General features: G+C 71.0%; 20 protein-coding genes. 9 read left to right on the forward strand and 11 right to left on the reverse strand.

Features of this window, described 5'->3' with window-relative positions; translation table 11 throughout:
• Positions 1–94: 94 nt before the first annotated feature.
• Genes CLT74_RS23120 through CLT74_RS23130 form a run of 3 tightly spaced genes read right to left on the reverse strand, consistent with a single transcriptional unit; the run spans position 95 to position 3,976 of the window.
• Positions 95–787, reverse strand: a complete 693-nt coding sequence (locus CLT74_RS23120) for a hypothetical protein (RefSeq protein ID WP_143697200.1) — start codon at positions 785–787, stop codon at positions 95–97.
• Positions 784–2,265: a type VII secretion protein EccE gene (gene eccE / locus CLT74_RS23125; protein ID WP_099848794.1), complete on the reverse strand. Its 1,482-nt coding sequence runs from the start codon at positions 2,263–2,265 to the stop codon at positions 784–786. The genes CLT74_RS23120 and eccE overlap by 4 nt, the downstream gene beginning before the upstream one ends.
• Before the next feature lie 31 nt (positions 2,266–2,296).
• Positions 2,297–3,976 carry a right-handed parallel beta-helix repeat-containing protein gene (locus CLT74_RS23130; protein WP_099848796.1) on the reverse strand — a complete coding sequence of 560 codons (1,680 nt, stop codon included), beginning with the start codon at positions 3,974–3,976 and terminating at the stop codon, positions 2,297–2,299.
• A gap of 203 nt (positions 3,977–4,179) precedes the next feature.
• Here CLT74_RS23130 and CLT74_RS23135 point away from each other — a divergent pair, with 203 nt between their 5' ends.
• The 3 genes from CLT74_RS23135 to CLT74_RS23145 are packed head-to-tail and all read left to right on the forward strand — an operon-like array spanning position 4,180 to position 6,280.
• Positions 4,180–4,548: a YwqJ-related putative deaminase gene (locus CLT74_RS23135; protein WP_486582754.1), complete on the forward strand. Its 369-nt coding sequence runs from the start codon at positions 4,180–4,182 to the stop codon at positions 4,546–4,548.
• Entirely contained in the window at positions 4,545–5,030 is a 486-nt protein-coding gene (locus CLT74_RS23140; protein ID WP_099848800.1) for an SUKH-3 domain-containing protein, read from the forward strand. Before CLT74_RS23135 ends, CLT74_RS23140 begins: the two co-directional genes overlap by 4 nt.
• A complete protein-coding gene (locus tag CLT74_RS23145) occupies positions 5,024–6,280 on the forward strand; it encodes an SseB family protein (protein WP_099848802.1) in 1,257 nt (418 codons plus the stop codon). The genes CLT74_RS23140 and CLT74_RS23145 overlap by 7 nt, the downstream gene beginning before the upstream one ends.
• Before the next feature lie 91 nt (positions 6,281–6,371).
• Here the strand turns inward: CLT74_RS23145 and CLT74_RS23150 are convergent, their stop codons facing one another.
• From CLT74_RS23150 to eccCa, 5 genes are all read right to left on the reverse strand, one after another.
• On the reverse strand, positions 6,372–6,878 hold the full coding sequence (locus CLT74_RS23150; RefSeq protein ID WP_099848804.1) for a hypothetical protein: 507 nt from the start codon (positions 6,876–6,878) through the stop codon (positions 6,372–6,374).
• A gap of 24 nt (positions 6,879–6,902) precedes the next feature.
• Positions 6,903–8,195: a S8 family serine peptidase gene (locus tag CLT74_RS23155; protein ID WP_099848806.1), complete on the reverse strand. Its 1,293-nt coding sequence runs from the start codon at positions 8,193–8,195 to the stop codon at positions 6,903–6,905.
• A gap of 106 nt (positions 8,196–8,301) precedes the next feature.
• On the reverse strand, positions 8,302–10,035 hold the full coding sequence (locus CLT74_RS23160) for a hypothetical protein (RefSeq protein ID WP_099848808.1): 1,734 nt from the start codon (positions 10,033–10,035) through the stop codon (positions 8,302–8,304).
• Positions 10,036–10,069: 34 nt separating this feature from the next.
• Positions 10,070–10,690, reverse strand: coding sequence for a hypothetical protein (locus CLT74_RS23165; protein ID WP_099848810.1), 621 nt, complete (start codon positions 10,688–10,690; stop codon positions 10,070–10,072).
• A 133-nt stretch (positions 10,691–10,823) separates the two neighbouring features.
• Complete coding sequence (eccCa, locus tag CLT74_RS23170) at positions 10,824–14,786, reverse strand: type VII secretion protein EccCa (protein WP_099848812.1); 3,963 nt, start codon at positions 14,784–14,786, stop codon at positions 10,824–10,826.
• A 141-nt stretch (positions 14,787–14,927) separates the two neighbouring features.
• On the opposite strand from eccCa, the gene eccD reads away from it, so the two are divergent.
• Positions 14,928–16,316: a type VII secretion integral membrane protein EccD gene (gene eccD / locus CLT74_RS23175; RefSeq protein WP_099848813.1), complete on the forward strand. Its 1,389-nt coding sequence runs from the start codon at positions 14,928–14,930 to the stop codon at positions 16,314–16,316.
• A 10-nt stretch (positions 16,317–16,326) separates the two neighbouring features.
• On the opposite strand, the gene CLT74_RS23180 is transcribed toward eccD, so the two are convergent.
• Both CLT74_RS23180 and CLT74_RS23185 read right to left on the reverse strand, forming a co-directional pair.
• The gene (locus CLT74_RS23180; protein WP_099848815.1) at positions 16,327–17,067 is read right to left on the reverse strand and encodes an SUKH-3 domain-containing protein; all 741 of its coding nucleotides are present in this window, start codon (positions 17,065–17,067) and stop codon (positions 16,327–16,329) included.
• A 67-nt stretch (positions 17,068–17,134) separates the two neighbouring features.
• Entirely contained in the window at positions 17,135–17,878 is a 744-nt protein-coding gene (locus CLT74_RS23185; protein WP_099848817.1) for an SUKH-3 domain-containing protein, read from the reverse strand.
• Positions 17,879–18,019: 141 nt separating this feature from the next.
• On the opposite strand from CLT74_RS23185, the gene eccB reads away from it, so the two are divergent.
• From eccB to CLT74_RS23200, 3 genes are all read left to right on the forward strand, one after another.
• Entirely contained in the window at positions 18,020–19,447 is a 1,428-nt protein-coding gene (gene eccB, locus CLT74_RS23190) for a type VII secretion protein EccB (RefSeq protein ID WP_099848819.1), read from the forward strand.
• Positions 19,448–19,603: 156 nt separating this feature from the next.
• Positions 19,604–19,933: a WXG100 family type VII secretion target gene (locus tag CLT74_RS23195; protein ID WP_093411131.1), complete on the forward strand. Its 330-nt coding sequence runs from the start codon at positions 19,604–19,606 to the stop codon at positions 19,931–19,933.
• Positions 19,934–19,948: 15 nt separating this feature from the next.
• A complete protein-coding gene (locus CLT74_RS23200) occupies positions 19,949–20,239 on the forward strand; it encodes a WXG100 family type VII secretion target (protein WP_099848821.1) in 291 nt (96 codons plus the stop codon).
• Between the two features lie 100 nt (positions 20,240–20,339).
• Here CLT74_RS23200 and mycP read toward each other — a convergent pair whose 3' ends face one another.
• Positions 20,340–21,638, reverse strand: coding sequence for a type VII secretion-associated serine protease mycosin (mycP, locus tag CLT74_RS23205; RefSeq protein ID WP_099848823.1), 1,299 nt, complete (start codon positions 21,636–21,638; stop codon positions 20,340–20,342).
• A 151-nt stretch (positions 21,639–21,789) separates the two neighbouring features.
• Here mycP and CLT74_RS23210 point away from each other — a divergent pair, with 151 nt between their 5' ends.
• Together CLT74_RS23210 and CLT74_RS23215 are read left to right on the forward strand one after the other, a co-directional pair.
• Positions 21,790–22,182, forward strand: coding sequence for a YbaB/EbfC family nucleoid-associated protein (locus CLT74_RS23210; RefSeq protein ID WP_099852692.1), 393 nt, complete (start codon positions 21,790–21,792; stop codon positions 22,180–22,182).
• Positions 22,179–22,520 carry a hypothetical protein gene (locus CLT74_RS23215; protein WP_099848825.1) on the forward strand — a complete coding sequence of 114 codons (342 nt, stop codon included), beginning with the start codon at positions 22,179–22,181 and terminating at the stop codon, positions 22,518–22,520. The genes CLT74_RS23210 and CLT74_RS23215 overlap by 4 nt, the downstream gene beginning before the upstream one ends.
• Positions 22,521–22,525 lie beyond the last annotated feature (5 nt).

The following is a 22,525-nucleotide window of genomic DNA, read 5'->3' on the forward strand; positions in this document are numbered from 1 at the left end:
AGGGAGTAGACCGTCGGAGGATAAGCGGCACCGGTGTCCAGGGGGGAGCCGCCGGGTGTACCAATGCGGGAAAGACCGTGATGCCGGTCCTCGCTCAGCCGCCCCGGGCGACCGGGCCGATCAGCTGACGCTCGGTGCCGGTCATGCTGAGCATCACCCACTGCACCCGGCCCTTGGTGATCAGACCGACCATCTCCGGGTGCAGCTGGGTGAACCAGCTCTGCACGCTGGCCAGCCCGAGGGCGTTCGCGGCGGTGGCCGCCTCGGCCTCGGTGAGCCGCTGGAGCACCACGATGTCGCTGCGTACCAGGACCTCGACATCCCACCCGGCCAGATCGTCGCGGACCACCAGGGTGGCCCGCCAGGGTGCACTGAGATTGGTGTCCGGCCCGGTCACCGGGCCGGTATCGATCACCACGAGCTGCGGTTCGGTAGGCGTGGCCGGCACCGGCGGAGCGACACCTGGCGGCAGGAACGAGACAATCTCCCGACCGATCACGCAGCGCCTCAGGAAGGCGTCCCACTCCTGCTCCCGGGCGGTCTGAATGAACAGCCGGGCGCCCAACGCCAGGGACCGGAAGGCGAGCAGTTCAGCCGCGCGTACGCCGCCGGTCAGCATCAGCCGGGTCGGCTCGGCCCGGAACACCCGCAACCCCACCGGCTCCTGCTGACGGTTGCGGCCGACGACCAGCCCGCCGCCACCGGCGACAAGTCGTAGACCGGCGACCGCGGCACCGTCTGCCACGTGCAGCCCCATCCGGCTACCGGGAAAGGAGACGCTGTTCACCGCAGGAAGCCTCCCAACGGCAGGGTGGCGGCCACGCCGTGGGCGTGCTCACCGTCGAGTCTCTGCAGGCGGCCACCGTGTTCGCGGATCGCCTGGTCGAGGGCCCGATCAGCGGCGGCCAACGCGGCCGGGTCGGCACCGATGAGCCGGAACGCCACCTCCACCAGGGCGTCGTCGTCACCCGGTCGACCACTCTCCCGAGCCACCGAAATGGACACCACACCGGCCGCAGCCGGCAGCCCGCGCAGCAGCGGGTCCAGCTCCCAGGCCCGACTGGGCCAGGCGAGCAGTCGATGACAGCTCTGCGGGACACCCTGCACCGACACGTTGCGCCAGCCTTCCCGGGCCAGCGGCCGGTCCGTGCCCACCACGCCGCCCGTGAGATGGGTCAGCTGGGCGACCGCGGCGAGCACCTCGTCGCGATTGAGCAGGCGGGCCGTCGCCCGTTCCTGCCGGAGCTGCCGCCGGGTCCGGCGGATCGCCGCGGTGAGTGCCGGCCGCAGGTCGCGGTCGGCGTGGAAATCAGGGGTACGCGGAGCGTGGAGCACCACCCACGCCTGCCGGCTGGCCGGGACACCACCGTTCGTCAGTTCGCGGTACGCCCGGTCGACCGCCGCCGCGCGGGCGCGTGGAGCCGGGGTCACCTGGATCAGCACCTGGACCGTCACCACTGGTGTCTTCGGGTCGGCGGCCGGCAGCAACGCCACAGGCGACGGCAGGGCCTGCGGCGCGCCCATGAGCAGCGCGCCCTCGGTCGGATCGACCTCCAGCACGGCGCTGAGCCCGCCCCGGTGGGTCAGCAGCACGGCCGGCTGGTCGTCGATCTCGACCTGATCCAACTCGACGGTGCGCTCCAGGTGGCTCAGCAGCTGCCAGGGGCCGTCGGACCCGGCATCGACCAGCTGTCGGCTCCGCCCCCGGTACGACCACCACACGGCCAGCCACTGGTGCAGCCACCGGCCCCGGTGGCGCACCACAGTGGGGGAGAGCAGCAGCACAATGACGGCGGCCACGGCGACGGTCAGCGGCATGCCGTGCGGGCTGGCCGCCAGCACCGCCGCCGCGCCGGCCTGCCAGGCCAGAAGCTGGGCCAGGTGGATCCCACCGACGCGGGGCTGCCGCCGGTGTGGGCGTACTACCGGAACAGCGTCGGCAGCCGCGACCTCGGCGACGGGCTGTCCTGCCGGTGCGGCCGTGGCCTGCGGTACGACGCGGCTCTGCGGCACCCGGGCGGCGGGCGCGGCGACGGTGGCGGACGCCGCGGCGGCCTGACTGGTGTACGCGGTGCCGACGGTTGCCCGCCCCTGCCCGCGCTGTGTCGCCCAGGTGTGGCCCGGGCCGGCCCCGCCGAGGGTCGGCGCCGGTGTCGCACCCTGCTGCTGGGGCTGCGCCCCGCGCTGCTGCGGCGGCGGTGCCGCCGCCCCCGGGTGATGCTGCCAACCCGGCTCGCCCGGCTGGGCCGCACCCGGATGCGTCACCGCACGTCCCTCCCTGACCGGCGCGGCATCGTCATCGCCCGATCGCGGCGCGGACGTCGGCCACGGCCACGGTCCGCAACTCGTCGAGGCTCGGGCGTTGGCCGGACTGCCGCAACCGCTGCGCCTGCGCCTTGCGGACGCCCTCGAAGAGCTTGCGTGCCTCGCGGGCGTTGCCGAAGTTCTGGTCCCGCTCGATGGCACCGAAGTGCTCGCGGAGCACCTCGGAGACGCCGTCGGCGAGCAGGTACTCGTCGCCGCCGGCCATCCGCTCCACGATGACGACCAACTGCTCCGGGGAGTAGTTACCGAACTCCACAGTCTTGGCGAAGCGGGAGGCCAGACCGGGGTTGGCATCGAGGAACTGCAGCATCTCGCCGGTGTAACCGGCCGCGATCACCGCGATCTCGTCGCGGTGGTCCTCCATCAACTTGACAAGCGTGTCGATGGCCTCCTGGCCGAAGTCGCCGCCGGTGCCCGACGACCGGGACAGCGTGTACGCCTCGTCGATGAAGAGCACGCCGCCCCGCGCCAGCTCGAACGCCGCAGCGGTCTTCTCGGCGGTATGGCCGATGTACTGGCCGACCAGGTCACGTCGGGAGACCTCGCGGAAAGCCCCACCGGGTAGTGCGCCAAGCGCCGCCAGCAGGTCACCGTAGATGCGCGCCACAGTGGTCTTACCGGTACCGGGGGCACCCGCGAAGATCAGGTGGTGGCTGACCGCGCCGACGGGCAGCCCGGCGCTGCGTCGCCACTCGTTGACCTGGATCTCGTCGATGAGGGCGCGGACCTCCTCCTTCACCGACTCCAGGCCGACCATCGCCGCCAGCTCGGCCAGCAGCTTCTCCACCCGGGCAGCGTCCTGACCGGTGGTGGCACGGGCGGCGTCGGCGCCGAAGGCGGCCTTCCGGTTGACGGCGCCCTCGACGACTGTCGGCTCGGCCCCCTCGGCGATCTCGATCGCGGGCTGGCCGGTGTTCTCCGTGGTGCACTCCTCGACGGTGCCTCGGCAGCCACGGGCGAAGGAGACCGCCGGGCCGCGGGTGTCACGGATCCGGCAGCGACGCAGCACCGGAGCGCTCTGGTGGACCACCGCCACGCCGGCCTGCCCGGTCTGGGAGATGTCGCAGGTCTCGATGACGGGCCGACCGTACTGGTAGACGTAGATGCCACGGTTGCCGCAGCGGGTCACCGTGCTGGTGCGGATGGTCGGGGCCGCGCCGATCCGAACGATGATGCCGTCCTCGCTGAGGTCGGTGAACTCGCAGCCCTCGACGCTGCCGTCGGAGTCCTCCACCACCAGGCCGTAGCGCCCGCCGGTCACCCGGCAGCGGCTCAGCGTGAACTCCGAGCGGCCGGCCACCTGGATCGCCGCGCCGAAGCCGGCGCTCAGCTCGCAGCCGGTCATGGTGAGCTTCGCCCGGTCCGCCACCACGACCGGGGCGTCACCCGCCTTGAGGGTCAGGTCGCGCAACTCCAGCCGACCCGAGTTGCAGGACACCGTCGGGTACGTCCCGGAGGAGGCGTCGATGGTGACCGTGCCCGGGCCCTGCGCCGCGACCACGCTGACACCACGGTCGTTGACGAAAAGGGCCTCGTGGTAGGTGCCGGGGCTGACCGAGACGACCGTGTCGTCGCTGGCCACCGCCAGCGCCTCCCCGATGGACGGGTAGGCGCCGGGCTGATCCGGGGAGACGAGAAGGGTGCGCGTCATGGCTCCGGCTCTGGACGGCGAAGAGAGGGCTGGACCGACGATATCCCAGGCGGTCGAGGTGGTGTGAGCCCCTCGATGCCAGTGGTACCCCGACGCACCACCCGTCGGACCGACGACGACGGTTAGGCTCGCGTGCGGGGCGGGCGAAACCCTCGCCGATGGTCCCCTTTCGACGTGCGGGAGGACGGATGGCGCAGCCACGGATGCTGCCGCTGGCGGCCGGTGCCCTGCTGACCGACGGCACCGTCCACACGCACACCTCGGTACGTGGCGATCTGGCGCCCGACCTGCATCCGGTGGTGCGGCGCTTCCTGCACGGGCTCCCCGCCGAGCAGCGGGAGCGCTACGCCGGCTGGTGCGCCGAGGCGGTGCTGATCTCCGACCGGCTCTACGCCGCCGAGGCCGGGGGGCCGCCGCTGGACGCCGCCCGGTCCCGTGCCCTGCTCTGGGGGGCGAAGATCCGGGTGACCCGGGTACGCGAGGAGGGTGACCCGCGCCACGGCGAGGTTCAGCCGCCCTGCCGCTCCTGCGCCGCCCTGCTCGACTGGTTCGGTGTGGAGGCGCTGGCATGAGCGAACGCTTTCCGCCCCTGGTGGCGCAGACCCTCACCGCCGCCGGGTGGTCGCCCGACCGCGTCGACGAGGGCCGGGGCCGTGAGTGGGGACTGCGGATCGCCGCGCACGCCACGCCCGGCGGTCGTCAGCACACCGTCACCGCCCGGGCGATCGAGGCGTACGCCGAGTTCGGTGGGCTGCGGGTGAGCCCGCAGGGCGAGGGCGAACAGGTCGTACCGAGCGACTTCCACCTCGATCCGTTCCTGGTACGGCACTCGGTGGAGACCCTCGCCGAGCTGGCCGAGGCGATCGGCGCGCCGCTGAGCCCGCTGGGCGAGGAGGGCGACGGCACCGGCATTCTGGCTCTCGACGAGCATGGCCGGGTGTTCGTGCTGGACCACACAGGTGACTGGTTCCTCGGCGCCGATCTCGACGAGGCACTCACCACGCTGGTGCTGGGTCGTCGACCGGCCCGGGTACGCGCGGACGGCACCTGGTGACCGGCTGGCAGCCGACCACGGCCGCCGAGCAGGCGCTGCTGGCCGCCGTCGAGGCCGACGACCGGGAAGGATTCCTCACCGAGCTGGTCGCCGGTCCGCTGCTGCTGCCCGTGTCACCGGCTGCGGCGGCCGGACGGGAGACGATGGCGTGGCCGACCGCCCAGCACGAGGGCGTGACCCACGTGCTCGGGTACACCTCACCGACGGCCATCGCCGCCGGGATGCCCGGCCGATCGGTGAGTTACCAGGTGTCGGGTCTTGTCGACATCGCCGTCGAGTGGCCCGACGACGAATGGCTGTTGGCGATCAACGCCGGCCTGCCGATCGGCATCCGATTGACTGCCGACGAGCTTCGCGCCCTGACCGCGCCCGTGGTGGAGGCCGAGCGGCCGCTCCGCGAGGCGGTCCGGCGGCAGGACCCGAACGCCCTGATGTCCGCCCTGCTCCGGGCCCAGCTGGTGCTGCCGGTGGATCCGGCGGGTTCGGCGACGCGTGACCTGTCCGATCCGGAGTTTCCGTGGTGGACCTTTCCCGACGAACAGGGCCGGGCCAGCCTGCCCGTGTTCAGCTCGGAAGCCCGCCTGCGACAGGCGCTCGGCGATCGTGACCTGGTGGTGGTCAGCAGTCTTCAGCTCACCGACCACTGGCCGGACCTCTCCTGGCAGCTCTTGCTCAACCCGGAGACGCCGCTGGCGGCGGCGCTTCCCGGCGAGGCGCTGCTGACGTTGCGGGACTGGCTCGGCGAGCTGCGACACGTGATCAACGAGGCGGCCGAGCAGGAGCAGCTGCGCCGCGACACGGCCAGGTACGCCGACCCGTCGACGGTGGGCGTACCGGTGCCCCGTCCGGCACCGGAATCCGCCGACGACGGGCCCGACCCCACCGCGCCGCTGCTCCTGCAGCTTGTCATCCCGCACCGCTATCTGACGTCCTACCTGGACGACGGGTACGACCGGGCAGCCGGGCTGGTGCACGCCTGGCACGGACCGGGACGCGACACACCGACCCGGCTGTACCGACGGTTGGGGCTGCTCGGCGAGGGCTCACCCTTCGAGGAGTCCGACGAGTGGGTGGCTGTGCTGCGCTGGCCTCCCGGCGAGGCGACACCCGAGGAGTGGGGGCGCGGGCAGCCACGGATGGAGTCGCTTGTCGTACCTGACGGGACCGAGCTGCACTGCCTGCACGCCGACGGGCGCGACGAACTGCTGGCCCGCTTCGACGCAGCCGGCCGCCGCTGGTCCCCGGCCTGAACCAGCCGGGTGACGGCGAGCGGCAGCGGCCCTGGTCACAGAACTCCCGAGGCCGCCCCGGTGGTCATCACGCCGCGCGTCGTCGGTCGGTTCAGCGATTCCGGCCGGCGAACCAGGCCCGCGCTGGCGGGCTCTTGATCAGACCGAGCGAGACACCGGCGAGGCCACCCACGACCAGCGGCGTGACCATCGTCGGGTGGTAACTGAGCTTGCCCTGCGCCAGCAGCGTGACGATGACGACGACGAAGAGCCCGAAGGTGAACCCGGCCGGCACGCTCAGCCCCGCCGGGTTGTCGCCGGTCCAGGCCATGAGGATCCCGAGGGAGGCGAGCAGCACCACCAGCAACGCGATCGCCAGTATGCCCGCACCGATGCCCACCACCAGGAACTTGCCCAGCCCGTCGCCTTCGGCCCGCAGCATCGCCCGGAAGAAGGCGATCCCGGCGATCAGCCAGACGACGATCGAGGGGACCATCAGCAGGGCGGCGATGGTGACGACGACAGGGCGGCGGCGTGGCGTCGGCGTGGGCTCGCTGGGAGACGTACCCGGGGCCGGGCCGAGGTTGGGCGACTGGCCGGCTGGCGCGGCTGACGACATGGATGCCTCCTCGGGACGGTCGGCTCAGCCGGGCGGGCGTTGCCAGACCGCGTCGTCGGTTCTGTCTGCGGGCTGACCGGTGCTGCCGGCCGACGTCGTCGGGCCTCCTGCCGCCGACGCGCCAGATCCGGGAACTGCCGACATCTCGTCCGGTAGATCCTCGTCGGTCGACTCCGCCTGGCGTTTGCGTGCACGGCCCCGCAGCAGCATGACGGTGCCCACGATCCCGCCGACGATGAGCAGGAGCACGGCGATGATCACCGCCCACACGAAGACCAGGATGCCGTCCTCGCGTTCGCGAGGGTCGACCCGCTGCGGCACACCACCGGCGCCCGGCGCAGTGGCGTTGGAGCGGGTGCCCCGGCCATCCGGTTCACCTGTCAAGGCCTGCCGGATGTCGAGTGCGCCCCACCCGTAGTGCAGGTCGTGGCCCGGCTCGCCCTCATCACGAGTGGTCTCCAACACGCGCTGGAACATCTCGTAGCCGTTCAGGTCCGGATACTCGGCCCTCACCAACGCCAGCGCGCCGGAGACGAGGGCCGTGCTGAGGCTGCTGCCGAGCCCGGTTTCGTAGCTGTTGCCGGGGATGGCATGAGTGATCTCCTCGCCCGGCGCGGCGATGTCGACCTGTTCGGCCGGCAGGGCGGCCTCCTTGCTGATCCTGCCGTTGCGGGCGGTGCCGTTGACAGCCATGGCGCTCCGGTGTGAGGCCGGGTTGCCAATTATCGAATCCTTACGATTGCCGACGGACGCGACGACTACCACGTTTCGCTGGTAGGCCCGTTCCACGGCCCGGTTCAGCTCGTCGTTGAAGCTGCTGGACAGCGAGACGTTTATGATGTCGGCCCCGTGGTCGACGGCCCAGTTGATCCCCGCGGCGATGGCGGTCGGCTGGATCAGCGGGCTCCGCTCGCTCTTGATGGTCACCGGGAGGACCTTGGCCTTCGGGGCGATGCCGAGCACGCCGTCGCGCTTGCCCGGCCCGTGTCCGTGACCGGCGATCAACGAAGCGACGGCGGTGCCGTGGCCCACTCGGTCGACCCGGCCCTTGGCATCGTCGTCGTAGAAGTCGACCCCGGGCAGGACGTTGTCCTTGAGGTCCTGGTGCTTCGCGTCCACCCCGGTGTCGATCACCGCCACCACGACACCCTCACCCTGAGTGATCTTGTGCACCTCAGGTATCTCCAGAGCCTTCAGGTGCCACAATTTGTCCCTGGTGGAATCGGCCAGGGCGGGTGCCGCAGGCAGCCCCACGGTCGCCAGAACACTCGCGGCGGCGATCGCCAAGATGGCTGCCGGTCGGGCGAGGACACGCATGCCCGTCTACCTTCCTCTGTCGGGCCATAGCCGGGACGGCCAGGTTGGACGGTCACTGCATGGTACGGGCCGGCCACCCATGACCGGGTGACCGACCCGTACCGCGTCAGCCCTGACCGAGGGCCTTGCCCTGCTCCCGGGGCCGGTGCTCCGTCGGAGCCTCCACGACACCCACGGCTGACGATTCGGTGACCCAGAGCTCGTCGTCGCCGTCGCCGTACTCCCAGGTCTCCTGGTCGCCGTCGCGCGGCGCACCCTTACGCGGAGCCGGGGTGGTCGGCCCACCGCGTCGGCCACCCAGCGAGGGAGCCGGCCCGGTGGTCGGCGCGGGTCGGCCGGTGCCCGCCCCGGCGCGTCCGCTCAGATCGGGCCGGGCGCCGGCGGTGCTCCCGCCGGTCACCGGCTTGCCCGCCGCCGGTTTGCCGGGCGTGGGCTTGCCGCTCAGCGGGGAACCGGCCTTGGGCGGCGTGCCCGGCGCGGCACCGCGCTGACCGCCGAGGCTCGGCGGCGGTGCGGCGGGACGCCCGGGGGCGGCACCGCGCTGACCGGGGCGGGCGGTGGAGCCGGGCAGACGTGGGCTCGACGGCGGCGGGGTGGTCGCAGCACCTGGACGGCTGCCCAGACCCGGCCGGCCCCGGCCACCGCCGGGGGCGCCGCTGCCGGTGTTGCCGGGCAGGGTCGGGCGGTTCGGCGCGGTACCCCGCCGGCCACCTCCCGGTGCCCCGGACCCGCTGCCCGGACCGCCGGCACCGGGCAGGGTGGGCCGGTTGGGGCCCGGCCCACGACCACCGGGCGCGCCGGGACCGCCCGCACCCGGCAGGGTGGTCCGTGGTGCGTTCGGTCGCGCTGAATTCGGTGCGGACAGGCCGGGGTTGCCCGGTCGCGGCCCAGGCGGGGCCACCGGCGGCACCACCGGGCCGGGCGTCACCGGGGCGGTGGGTGCGGTGGTCACCGGCGGCGCGGTCGGCGGTGGGGCGACCGGCGCTGCCGCGCCGCCGGCCAGACCGACGCCCTCCGGAAGATTGGGTGGCGGTGGTGGCGTCGCCCCGGTCGGCGCGTCGCCCCCGCCGGGCCGAGCTGGCAGATCGGGGCGGTTGGGCATGCCGGGACGATTCGGCGCCGGCCCGGGCGTACCGGGTGCCGCCGGTCGCGCTCCCGGCCCGCCGGGCATCCCCGGGTTGTTGATGACCGCGTCCGTCGGGCCCTTGAACTTCCCACCCCGGGAGATGTTGGAGATGTAGACGTCGATGTAAAGATCGGCCAGCGGCTTGGCGATGTCCCTGGCGCGCTGGTGGAACTCCTGCTGAACCTCCTCGTGCGACTTGTGTTTGTCGCCGAGTATGTCGCCAAGGGTGATTTCGGCCTTGTCCTCGTCGTAAATTCTCTGCTGCCGTCGTTGCTCTGCCTGGTACTCCTGCCAGAGCTCCTTCATGCTCTGCTGAGCAGTCCCGATCTTGCTGGCGAGTTGGTCGAGGCCGGTGGCGTTGTTGCTGGCCACGTCCCTCCACTCGTCGAGCGAGTGCAGCGTCGCGCCCACCCGGGACATGAAGACCCGGGCGGCCGGTGAACTCCACTTTGCGTTGAGAGCCTCGGCGTGGCGTTGGAGATTGTCCCGGGTGGTCTGTAGCAGGCTGGCCGCCCGCCGCCACATGTCGGCCAGCGCCGTGGTGCGCTCGTCGCTCTCCTTGCGGACGTACTCCCACATCTGCTCGATGGTGACGTCGCCCCAGACCGTGGGCTCGTACGGCGTGGACTGGGCAGCCCGCTCGGCCGCATAGTCATCCGACACTCCGGAGTACATGTGGTAGCTGGGCGGCTGCCAGCCGTAGTAGTCGCTCATCCCCGCTCCTCAGCTTCCGCGCCCGAGCCGACCATCACCGCATGCTCGTCTGGTCCAGCGCGAGGTGATCACCGTGCATCTGCTCCGAATCGCCCTGAATCACGTATGCACCGGACCCCTCCCCGACGACCTCTCGCTCAGCCCACTGCGGGGCTTCCTCGCGCTGGTCGCCGGTGGGGCAGGAGTCCATGCCCTCGTAGGGCGACAGGGGCGTCGGGTTGACGGCCTCCTCGGGGATGCTGCCCGTGGGATCCCCCTCGCCCTGCTGCCAGAGACCGCTGAGCGTCTCCTGGCCGTCCACCGCGGAGAATGCGTTGTAAACGTCAGCGTTGGTGGCCTCGGCAAGCGCGTCCCCGGTGAGGTACTCCGCCGAGATCGACATGGCGGCCGTGCTGAGGGCGACGAGACCCTTCATCACATCGCCCATCAGCTGGGAAACGGCCATCCGGCTCTCGTCGTGCCGCCCTCGGAAGAACGCGGCCTCTTTCATCCCGCCGCCGCCGAACGGCGCTTGCACGGTCAGCATGGGCCGGAGGCCATTGTCAAAACTGGGCTGGAAGTTCTGCTCCATTTCCTTCTGGATGGCCAGCGCGAAATCCTTCAGCTGCTGGATGTCGACGTCGATCTGTTCGTCGACGAGCCACTCGTCGCCCATGTTCCCTCCCCCGTTCGCTCACACGATGCCGGCGCGGCTGCTTCCTCCTCCGACATGTCGGGGGGTTTTGCAGCCGCGCACCGTAAGTCCACTCTGGCCGACAGTAGCCTGATCGGGCAACCCCGTACCGGGCTCAGGAGCGCGGCGGAAGGTGCACCAACTGCACCAACCGGGTACCGCCCCGCCGGGACACCAGCCAACCCCGGCCCGGTGGCAGCGGTCCCGGCCGGACGGTGCCGAGCAGCACCCCCTCGTCCCGGTTGCCGGACATCACGATGCCCGGCGTGCTGATCTCCCGAAGCCGCATCAGCACCGGCTCGTAGAGCGCCCGGCTGGCACCACCGGTACGCCTGGCGATGACCACGTGCAGGCCGATGTCCCGAGCCTGGGGCAGGAACTCCAGCAGCGGCGTCAGCGGGTTGCTGCCGGCACCCGCCACCAGGTCGTAGTCGTCGACAAGGACATACAGGTCGGGACCCTTCCACCAGTCGCGGGCCCGCAACCGTTCGGCGTTGATGTCCGGCGGTGGCAGCCGGTCACGCATCACCGCGGCCACCTCGGAGATGATGCCCTCGGTGACCTGCGCGGTCGAGCCGTACCCGATCAGGTGCGGCGTGTCGATGTCCCCGAGCAGGCTACGCCGGTAATCGACGAGAACCAGCCGCGCCTCGGTCAGTTCGTTGCGGTCCACGATTGTCTGCGCCAGCGCACGCAGGAAGGTGCTCTTACCCGACTCACCGTCGCCGAACAGCATGAAGTGCGGGTCGGCGGCGAAGTCCACCTGCACCGGTTGGAGATCCACCTCGGCGATACCGATGGGGATCCCGGGCCGGCCGGTGCTCGGCAGACTGCCGTACGGCACCACCGGCGGCAGCAGCCGGATCGGCGGCGCTCCCGGCCCCTGCCAGGCGGCGGCCAGCTCGGTGACCAGCTTCCGCGCCCCCTCGGACAGGCTCTCCGCCTCCTGCGCGCCGTCCGCTCGCGGTAGCGCTGCGAGGAACTGCTGCCCGTCCGGGGTGATTCCCCGACCCGGTGACTTCTCCGGGACGTTCATCGCCGCCCGCCGGTCCAGGTTGGAGTCACTGGCATCGGCCAGCCGCAACTCCAGCCGGGTGCCGAAGACGTCCCGGACCGCCGGCCGCAGGTCCATCCAGCGACTCGCGGTCACGATCAGATGGATGCCGAAGGACAGCCCACGGTTGGCGATGTCGTTGATCGTCGGTTCCAGGTCCTCGAACTCCGCCCGCAAGGTGGCCCAGCCGTCGATGATCAGGAATACGTCGCCGAACGGGTCGTCGTCGTGCTGACCGTGCCGCCGGGCCCGCCGGTACTCGGCCATCGAGTCCACGCCACGCTCGGCGAACCGCCGCTCCCGCTCGCCCATCAGCAGTTGCAGTTCGGCGACGGTACGCCGGACCAGGCCGGCGTCCAGGCGGGTCGCCACCGACCCGACGTGGGGCAGGTCGCGCAGCGACGACAGCGCACTGCTGCCCAGGTCGAGGCAGTAGACCTGGGCCTCGCGCGGGGTGTGGGTCAGCGCCAGGGCGGTGACGACAGTCCGGAGCAGCGTGCTCTTGCCACTCTGCGGGCCGCCGACGATCACCGCGTGGCCGGCCGACCCGGCCAGGTCGAACCAGAGCACGTCGCGTCGCTGGTCGAAAGGCTTGTCGACGATGCCGACCGCGACCTGCAACTCGCCGAGCAGGCCGGCGTGCGCGACGGTGATGCCCCGGGCGGGATCGGCGGTCATCGGTGGCAGCAGCTGATCCAACGTCGGCGGCTCGGCCAGCGGGGGAAGCCACACCTGATGCGCGGGCTTGCCCCGGCCGGCGAGTCGGCCGACCAGGATGTCGAGCACACTCTCGCCCACCCCGTCGGTCGGCTCCGGTGCGATCTCCTCCTTCGGCGCACGGCTCACCGGCGGCGCGACGTAGCTGGTGGTGTACTCGCGGACCCGGTCCTCGCCGTCGCCGGCCGCCACCGCCGCCGCGGTCTTGCTCCGATAGACGCCGGAGACGTACGCGGCCTTGAACCGGATCAGCGGCTCGGTGCCGAACCGCAGGTACCCGTGGCCAGGTGACCGGGGCAGCTCGTACGCGTCGGTGGCCCCCAGCACCACTCGGGACTCCATCGCGGAGAAGGTCCGCAGACCGATCCGGTACGACAGGTGGGTGTCGAGTCCCCGCAGCCGGCCCTCCTCCAATCGCTGGCTCGCCAGCAGCAGGTGCACGCCGAGGGAGCGGCCGACCCGGCCGATCTGCACGAACATGTCGATGAAGTCGGGCTTCGCGGTCAGCAGCTCGGAGAACTCGTCACAGATGATGAGCAGGCTCGGCAGCGGAGACAGCGGTGCGCCCGCCGCCCGCGCCTTCTCGTAGTCACGCTGGGAGGCGTAGTTGCCGGCCGCGCGAAGCAGTTCCTGCCGACGGACCAGCTCGCCGTTTATGGAATCGGTCATCCGGTCGACCAGGGGCAGTTCGTCGGCCAGGTTGGTGATCACCGCGCTGGTGTGCGGCAGGCCGTCCAGCCGCGTGAAGGTGGCACCACCCTTGAAGTCGACGAGCACGAAGTTGAGGCTCTCCGAGGAGTGTGTGGCCGCCAACGCCAGGACCAGGGTGCGCAGCAGCTCGGACTTGCCGGAGCCGGTAGCGCCGATGAGCAGCCCGTGCGGACCCATCCCGTCCTGCGCCGACTCCTTGAGGTCCAGCTCCACCGGCCCGCCGTCGGCACCCACCCCGATCGGCACCCGCAACTTGTCGCGGTTGGGGCGTGGCTGCCAGGCCCGGTCCACGTCGAACTCGTACGGATCGCCGATGTCGAGCAACTCGGCCAGGCCCAGCTCGGTGGTCAGCGGAGTGTCACCGCTGCCCCGGGAGGCGGCGGAAAGCCGCAGCGGGGCCAGCTGCATGGCCAACGCCTCAAGCTCGGCCACCCGGCAGTCGTCGGCGCGGCCGATCTCGGCCTGACCATCCACGGTGATGCTGTGCAGCCGACGTTCCGCCGTCACCTCAAGCACCAGGCGCGCCCGATCCAGCAGGCGCGGCGCTGGAGTGGACAGGTCGAGCAGGGTGACGCCCTCGACCCCGCCCTCGGTCATCAGGTGGTCCGAACCGGCGGTGTCGCCGCCGTCGATCACCACAAGCACGTGCGGACCGGCGACCTGGGGCGTACCGCCACTGGCGTTGAACCGGGGCCGACTGGCCAGCACGTCGTCGAGCATCGCCTCCAGGCCGGTGACCGAGGGTGCCACCAGACGCAACTGGCCGAGCGCGTCGGTGCGCGACGGGTGCAGGGCGTGCGGCAGCCACTTCGTCCACTCCCAGTCGGCCCGCCGGTCCGGCGCCGCGCAGATCGCGACGAGCATGTCGTCGGGCGCGTGGAACGCTGTCGCTTGGGCGAGCACCGATCGGACCATGCCCCGGGCGGCGTCGGTGTCGCCGCGCAGATGCACCCGGGCGAATCCGTTCAGGGCCATGGTCACCGGCAGGTCCGGCACCTCACCGTAGGTGGTGAGGAACCGGCGCAGCGCGAGCGCGCACATCGGCTCCAGCTTCTCCAGCGACGTGGCCGGTGGCGGCACCAGTGGAGTCGCCAGCTCCTGCGGCCCGAGGCCGATGCGTACGGTGGCGAAATCCACATCGCCGCGCCGGCGCTCCCACAGCCGGGGACCGAGCGGGAGAGACCAGAGGACGTCCGGGTCCGGGTGCCGGTAGAACGCCGCCTCCCGCTGCTTACGGATCGTCTTGAGTACGCGGCGCCGCTGACGGGACAGATGCGTCATGTACTCGCGGCGCTTCTGCAACATCTCCTGCTTGCCCGGCCCGCCCGAGTTGTTGGCCAGCTGGGACCCGAGCATCCCGATGGCCGAGAGTCCGAAGAGGCCACCCGTGACGTAGCCGAGGGTCGACCCGCCCCGACCGGCGAACATCAGGGCCATCGCGAACGAGCCGGCGAGCATCGGCAGCAGCATCAGCATCTGCCCCCACGCCTTACCGCTCGGTGCGGGCACCTCGGGCGGCGCGTCCAGCAGCACTTCGCCGGAGGGATACTCCGGCTCCGGCTGGCGGGCGGGTCGCTTGACGACCACCGTGCTCACGTGACAGACCTCCGTCGTCTCTCCTGGGTCTGGTGCGCCGCGGTGAACCGCCCCCCGCGCCACCGGCACATGGTAGGTAGCCTTTGCCCGTCAGGACAGCCGCGGGCCCGCCGGCCCGCTCCTCGTACCGAGGGGTCGTCAGTGGTCACCCAGGCCGGAACCGGACTCGCGCGCATCGCCGTCGTCGCTCCCAACCGACGGTTGGACCTCGCCCTGCCCGAGCACCTGCCGCTCGTCGGGCTGCTACCCGCCGTGCTGCGGCAGGCCGACGAGGAACCGTCGGACGGCACCAGCCACGGTGGCTGGATGTTGCGGCGCAGCGACGGCAGCGCTATCGATCTGACCCGTACGCTCGCCGCGCAGAACGTCCGCGACGGTGAGACGCTGCACCTGGTGCCGCGACGTACCGAATGGCCGGAACTGGCGTACGACGACCTGATGGAGGCCGTCGCCGACGGTGCCCGGCGACGCGGGGTGGCCTGGAGCCCGTTCGCGACCCGGCTGACCGGCCTGATCGTGGCCGGCGTGCTGCTGCTGCTCGGCCTTGTCGTGATCGTGACATCCGATCAGCCCGGCTGGCTCGGCGGCGCGGTGGCCCTCGGCGCGGCCGGTCTGTTGCTGGTCTGCGGGATCGTGCTGTCCCGGGCGATGGCCGACTCACTCGCCGGCGCGGTCGTCGCCGCTGCGGGTCTGCCCTACGCCTTCGTCGGCGGCGTGCTGGTGATCGGCACGGGCGAGTCGGTCTGGGCGCTGGGCGCCCCGCACGTCCTGCTCGGCTCGGCGGTGCTGCTGCTGTCCGGGCTGCTCGGGCTGCTCGGCGTGGGCGATGCGACGAGGGTCTTCGTGGCGGCGGTCTTCGTCGGTTTCTGGGGCATGGTCGGCGGGTTGATCGCCCTCGGCTCCATGGACGCCGCACAGGGCAGTGCGATAGTGGTCGGTGCCGTGGTGCTGCTGCTGCCGGCGATGCCGCTGCTCTCCGTACGGCTCGGAAAGATGCCGATGCCGGCGTTGCCGCGTACCGCCGCGGACCTGCTACGCGACGAACCGCAGCCGAAGCGGGAAGTGATCTACCAGGCCACCGCCCGAGCCGACGAGGTCTTCACCGGCATGATCTTCGGGGCGTTCGTCGTCACCATCGCCGGCCTGATCGTCCTCACCGCGACCGGCACGCTCTCCGCGCTGCTGCTCGCCGGCATCATCTCGCTCGGCTATCTGCTGCGCGCCCGACTGGTCTCAACGGTCCGGCACCGGGTACCGATGCTCGCCGTCGGTCTGGTGGGCCTGGGTCTGCTGCCCCTGGTCGGTGCGGCCGACGCGTCGACCGGTGCCCGGGTGCTGGCCGTGTTGCCGGTTGCCCTGGTCGCGGCCGGGTTGTCGGCCGCAGCCGGGCTCGCCTACAGCCGGCGCGCCCCGTCTCCCCGACTGGCCCGGCTCGGCGACATGTTCGACATCCTGCTTCAGTTGGCCGTGGTGCCTGTGGCGTGCAGCGTGCTCGGCCTGTACGCCTTCATGCGCGCCATCAACGGCTGAGGGGGCTGCCTCACCAGTCGCGGTCGCTGGCCTCGGACATCTCGTTACCTCTGATCAGGTTGACGATGGCGGAGTCGATGTCCGGACCGACGAAGAAGTCGTCGGCCCAGTGCAGCATGAACACCCGCCCCTGCGCGTCAACGACCAACTCGGACGGCCCGTCCTCGTTGTTGCCGAGCGGGTACACCGCGTTGTCGAACTCCTCGGCGAAGTCCCGGGCCGCGTCCGTGACCACCCCACCACGAGTGGGGTGGATGAAGCTCGTGAAGCCGCCGCCCGGACGGCCGCTCCGACCGAACTGAGGCAGCCGTAGGCCGCCGAATTCCACAAGTGCGGCGCGTGCGACGGGTGAGCATTCGAGCCCGGCCAGTTCGTCGGCGAAGCGGACCATCCAATGATCGACTGCCGCGGTGGCATCACGACCAGGGAACCAGCCGGCTTGCTCCAGCACGTACCGCACGTCGGGCGGAAATCGCCCCTCGGCGGCCCGGCGCTGCGCGTACCGCTCGGCGATGGTCTGCCACGGCAGCGAGGGCCACTGGGAAACCTCGCCGCTCTCTCGGTCGATGACGGCTCGGGGATACCCGGTGGACGGGGGCGGCAGGTGCGGACCATTGGTCGCGGCGGCGACCGGTTCGACCAGACAGGCGACGTAACCGAGGTCGAATTCGAACAGGGTCACGTCGAATGTGGTCCGGCGCTCGTCGGCCCATTCGCTGGCGATCGCCAGGGCCTCGTCGCGGCTGATCATCGAAGGACTCCTGGGACGGCCCTCTCAGCGAAAGGCGGCCACGGGCGGCTGCCGGGGGTGGGGCCGTTCACCAGTCGCGGTCGCTGGCCTCGGACATCTCGTTACCTCTGATCAGGTTGACGATGGCGGAGTCGATGTCCGGACCGACGAAGAAGTCGTCGGCCCAGTGCAGCATGAACACCCGCCCCTGCGCGTCGGCGACCAGTTCGGACGGCCCGTCCTCGTTGTTGCCGATCGGGTAGACCGGGTTGTCGAACTCCTCGGCGAATGCACGCGCTTTGTCCGTGACGATGCCGCCCAAGGTAGGAAAGAAATAGCTGGTGAAGCCGTCTGGCGCACCGGGTATATCGATCTGCGGCAGTTCCAGGCCGCCGAACTCGATCAGTGCTGCCCGGACGACTGATGGACACTCCAGACCGGCTAGTTCGTCGGCGAAGCGGACCATCCAGTGGTTCACTGCGGAAGTCACGTCTCGGCCGGGAAACCAGCCTGCCCGGTCCAATACGTATCGCACATCAGGAGGGAAGCGTCCCTCGGCTGCGCGATAGAGCGCGTACTCCTCGGCCGCCGTGGGTGCGGACAATGCGGTCCACTGGGAAACGCCACCGGTTTCGCGGTCGATGACCGCTAGGGGATATCCCGTCGACGGTGGCGGCACAGGTACACCGTCGACGACGGCTGTTTCCGGCAGCACGCGCCAGACGACGTAGCCGAGGTCGAACTCGTACAGGTCCACTTCGGGAGCGGGCCCCGGCTTGCCCGCGCTGGCCCATTCGCGGGCGATGGCCAGGGCCTCGTCGCGACTGATCATCGAAGGACTCCTCGGGCTGCCGTCGTCGGTCCCGCCGGCCGACGCCGGATGCGGGCACCGGGCGGCTCGACGCCGTGCCTATGGTAGGCACCGCGGTCCGGAGTTCGTGACCGTGCCGGCGTACGCCAGGGGAGGGGTGCCATGCCGTCGCGGCGGGACCAGGTCCAGTCATACCAGTTCTTCGTCCAGCGGATGACTTCCGCGCTTGTGGCGCGCGAGCCCGATCCAGAGGCTGCGCCGTTCCGCCGGCTGGGTGGCGCCGGCTTCGCCAGCGTCATGGTGGGCGTGCTCTGTCTGGCCGCGGTGGGGGTCTACGGCCTGTTGCGTCCCGGCGGCGCGACCAAGTGGAAGGAGGGCGGTGCGGTCATCCTCGAGAAGGAGACCGGCACCCGCTACCTGTACCGGGAGGGTCGGCTGCACCCGGTGCTCAACTACGCCTCCGCCCTGCTGGCCATGGAAACGGCGGCACCAACCATCTCGGTCTCCCGGAATTCGCTTGTCGGCACCCCGCGTGGGCCACGGATCGGCATTCCGTTCGCCCCGGACGCGCTGCCCCCGGCCGGTCGAATCCTGGACGGGCCTTGGACGCTCTGCACCCAGCCGGCCCGGAACGCGGCCGGCGGCATCGTCGCCACCACCGTGCTCACCGTCGGCCGGGCACCCGGTGGCGGGCGTGAGCCGGGTGACAGCGCGCTGCTGGTCCGCGACCGCAAGACGGAACGGTTGCACCTGGTCTGGCACGACCATCGGTACGAGATCCGCAGCGAGAAGATCGTGCTGGAGGGCCTCACCATGAGCGCCGAGCCGGTGGTGGAGGTCGGTGGGGCGTGGCTCAACGCGCTGCCCGCCGGAGAGCCGATCGCGCCCCGGCGGGTGGTCGACCGGGGGACACCTTCGACCGCGTTGCCGGACGCCCGCGTCGGTCAGGTTTTCGTGGTGGAGAGCCAGGGCGGCAGCCGTCAGTACTACCTCGCCGAACGGTCGAGGCTGGTGCCGCTCACCCCGCTCCAGGCGGACGTGGTGATGGCCGACGGGGAGACGCAGTTGGCGTACCCGGGAGAGGCGAGGCCCTACCCGATCGAACTGGCCGCCGGTGCCGCTGCCGCCGCGCCGAAGGCGGCGCCGCCGGCCCAGGGACGCCATCGTGCGCCGGAGCAGCGGCCGGAGATCGCCCGGCTGACCGGCGACCAGCCGGCGATCTGCGCGGCCTACCAACCGGGCGCGGACGAGCCGACGCTGCTGCTCGACGCCCAGGTCCAACCGGTGCGTGAACCGGTACGCACCGGTGAGCAGACAGGTGACGGCATCCCGCTTGCCGATCGGGTCGTCATCGAGCCGGGCTACGGCGTCCTGGTCGCCGCGGTCTCCTCCCCCGACCAGGAGACGGGCACCCTCAACCTGGTCACCGACCTTGGCCACCGTTATCCGCTGGCCTCCGAGGGCGTACCCGCAATCCTCGGTTACCCGGGTGTGCAACCGGTTCGGCTGCCCGCCAGCCTGGTGGTTCGGCTGCCTGCGGGCCCGGTACTCGATCCGACGACGGCGAAACTCGCGCTCGACCCGGAGTGACCTGACCAGCCACAATGGAAATGCGGGACGGGTAGCGGTCTAGCGCGGGCTGGACACGACCCGTTACCGTTCGTACGACGATGGTGCGCGAGCACCGACTGACAGGGCGCCTCGCTGAATCGGGGCGATCAATTGAGGACGGGGGTGACTTCCGCCATGTCGATGAACACCGACACCGGCTTGATGCTGAAGACCGAAGGTGACGTCGATGCCGTCGCCGATCGGCTCACCGGCAACCTCAACTCGCTGATGGACCAGCTCGCGCCGCTGTACGACCAGTGGAAGGGCGCTGGTGCCGGTTCCTTCCAGCAGGTGCGTGAGCGGTTCGACCAGGACATGGCCCGACTCAACGTCGCGCTGCGGGCGATCGCCGAGGCGGTCGGGTCTGCCGGTAAGGACTACGACGTCAGTGACGAGGAGATCCGGGCCGACATGGATGGCGCGGGTGCCACCGCCGGCCAGATCACCGCGGCGCTGAAGCTCTGACGGGGGAGAAGACTCATGACGGAGATTCGGTACAACTTCGCCGGGCTGAACGCCGCGGCCGACAGCTGCAACGGTGCGGTCCGGAACATGACTGGAGAACTGGACGGGCTCAAGTCCGGCATCGCACCGCTGCTGGCCACCTGGGATGGTGACGCCAAAGAGGCGTACTTCCAGCGGCAGACTGAGTGGGAGTCGGCCGCCAACGACCTTCGTGACCTGCTTGGTCGGATCGAGAAGGCGCTGCGCGAGTCGGCCGGGAAGATGCAGGCCCGCGAGGCGGCGAACCGCGCGAAGTTCGGCGGCTGAAACGTAGACCCGCAGCACCGATGGCCCGGCCCGCGCCGGGCCATCGTCGTCTGTGCCGCAAGCAGCGGTCACCGTCCGACGGGTTCCGCCTACGCCGCTGTCACCCGCGCGGCATCGAGTTCGGTACCCGGAAGAAGATCTCCTCGGGTTCGTCGATCTCGGGATCGGTCGGCGGTGGCGCCGGCGGGCGGGTGGGCTGCCACCGTGTGCGGCGACCGCGTGGCAGCAACGTGGCCAGCACCGCGACTCCGACCGCCATCGCGGCAAGCCCGATGCCGATCCAGAGGGCCAGCCGACCGAACAGCGCCCAGCGCTCCGCGCGCGCCTGCGCCGCTGCGTCGTACGGCACGTCGGGCAGCGGAGGTTGGGCCACCGGTGCCCCGGTGGTCAGCCGTTCGGTGACCGCCCGGTACGGGTTCACCACCCCGCTGCCGTAGCCGCGCGCGGCGTCGCCCCGGGCCGGATCGGCGGTGGCCAGTATTCGTCGGGTGACCTCCCGGGCCGACAGGTTGGGCTCCGCCGCGCGGACAAGTGCGGCTGTCGCACTCACCATCGGGGCGGCGAAACTGGTGCCGTCGTAGGCTCCGTGTCCGAACAGCCGGGTAGCGGCCACCACCGCACCGCCCGGGGCACTGATGTCCACGTACGGCCCGATCTGCGACTGCCGGATCCGGGCACCGTACTGGTCGATGGCGCCCACGCCGATCACGCCGTCGTAGGCCGCGGGGTAGGGCAACGGATCGGGGCGGGCACCGTCCTGATGCTTGTTGCCGGCGGCGGCCACCACCACGACGTCCTTCTCCAGCGCGTAGCGGACGGCCTGCTCGACGTCCCGGTCCGGCTGGTAGAGCGTCACCGACAAGTTGATCACATCGGCGCCGTCGTCGACCGCGTGCCTGATCGCCTCCGCGAAGACGGCCCCGGTGACGGTGTCACCGCCGGCGCCCGGGCCATCGTTGGCGTTGCGTTCACTGACCCGGATCGGCATGATCGTGACGTCCGGTGCCAGGCCGTGGAACCCCACCCCGTCCTGTCGGCCGGCGGCGATGATGCTGGCCACGGCGGTGCCGTGGGACACGCAGTCCACGTCGCCCCCGGGCGCGCCGCGCAGGGCGTCGAAGCCGCTTGTCACCCGACCGGTCAGCTGGGGGTGGCTGCTGTCGGTGCCGGAGTCGACGACCGCCACCCGCACTCCCGCGCCGGTGCTGAACGGCCACACTCGCTGCGGGGCGAGCCACCGCTGATGCCAGGGCGTCTCGGTGTTGACCTCTCCCGGATCGCTCGGATTATCGCAAATCGCCGGTGCGGCAGCCGCCTGGCTCGCGACGGGAATCGTCAACGCAGTGGCCAGGAGTGTCCCCACCAGCGCGAACGTCGTCACAGGACGGTCCCGGAACATGTCTGCACGCCTCCCGTCAACCGGTCCCGCTGCATCCTAGCCGCGGGTGGCCGCCAGACCGGGCACGCCGATGTCGTGCCCATTCAGTATGGTCGAGCTGTCACGCCCGGGCGTGGGCGGCGGATCAGACCTGCGCGGGGAGGAACACGCCATGGACGTACAGGCGCTTCGCGCCCGTGCCGACGAGCTGATGGCGCAGTTCGAGCGGATGCGCTCCGGCGTCGGTGACCTGCAGCAGCAGCTCAAGACGGTGAAGGCCACTGTCACCTCCGAAGACGGCCTGGTCACCGTGACTGTCGGTCCCCGTGGTCAGGTGACGAAGGTCGAGTTCGACCCGCGGATCTACCGTCGGCCCAACTCCAAGGAGCTCTCCGCCACCGTCACCGAGACGATCCGGCGGGCGACCGAACAGGCCATGGCGGAGGTCGAGAAGCTGGTTCGACCGTTCGTACCGGACAGTCAGTTCCAGGCCTACATCGACCACGATCTCGACGGCATCTTCCGTCAGCTGGACAGCGAACTGCCCGGGGAGGAGAGACGATGAGCGAGCTGCGCGAAACATTCGTCAAGCCTGACGCTGCCCTGGAGGGCGCCAACGAGCTCGGTGCGGCCGGCGCTCGGCTCGCCATGACCTGGCAGAACCTCGCCGCGACGATCGGGACGCTGAACGGCGACCGGCCCTGGGGTGACGACGAGCCGGGCAACGAGTTCAACAAGAACTATCTCGGCGGCGACGATCAGCCGGCGCAGCGGGTCCTCGACCTCGCCGCGGATCTCGTGCCACTGGTCGAGGTGCTGGGGCCCACCGTCAAGGGGGCGGTCGAGGGCACCGTCGACACCGACGACATGGTCAAGACGCTGTTCGGCGGCGACGACAAGTAGCAGCT

The organism is Verrucosispora sp. CNZ293 (assembly GCF_002754655.1).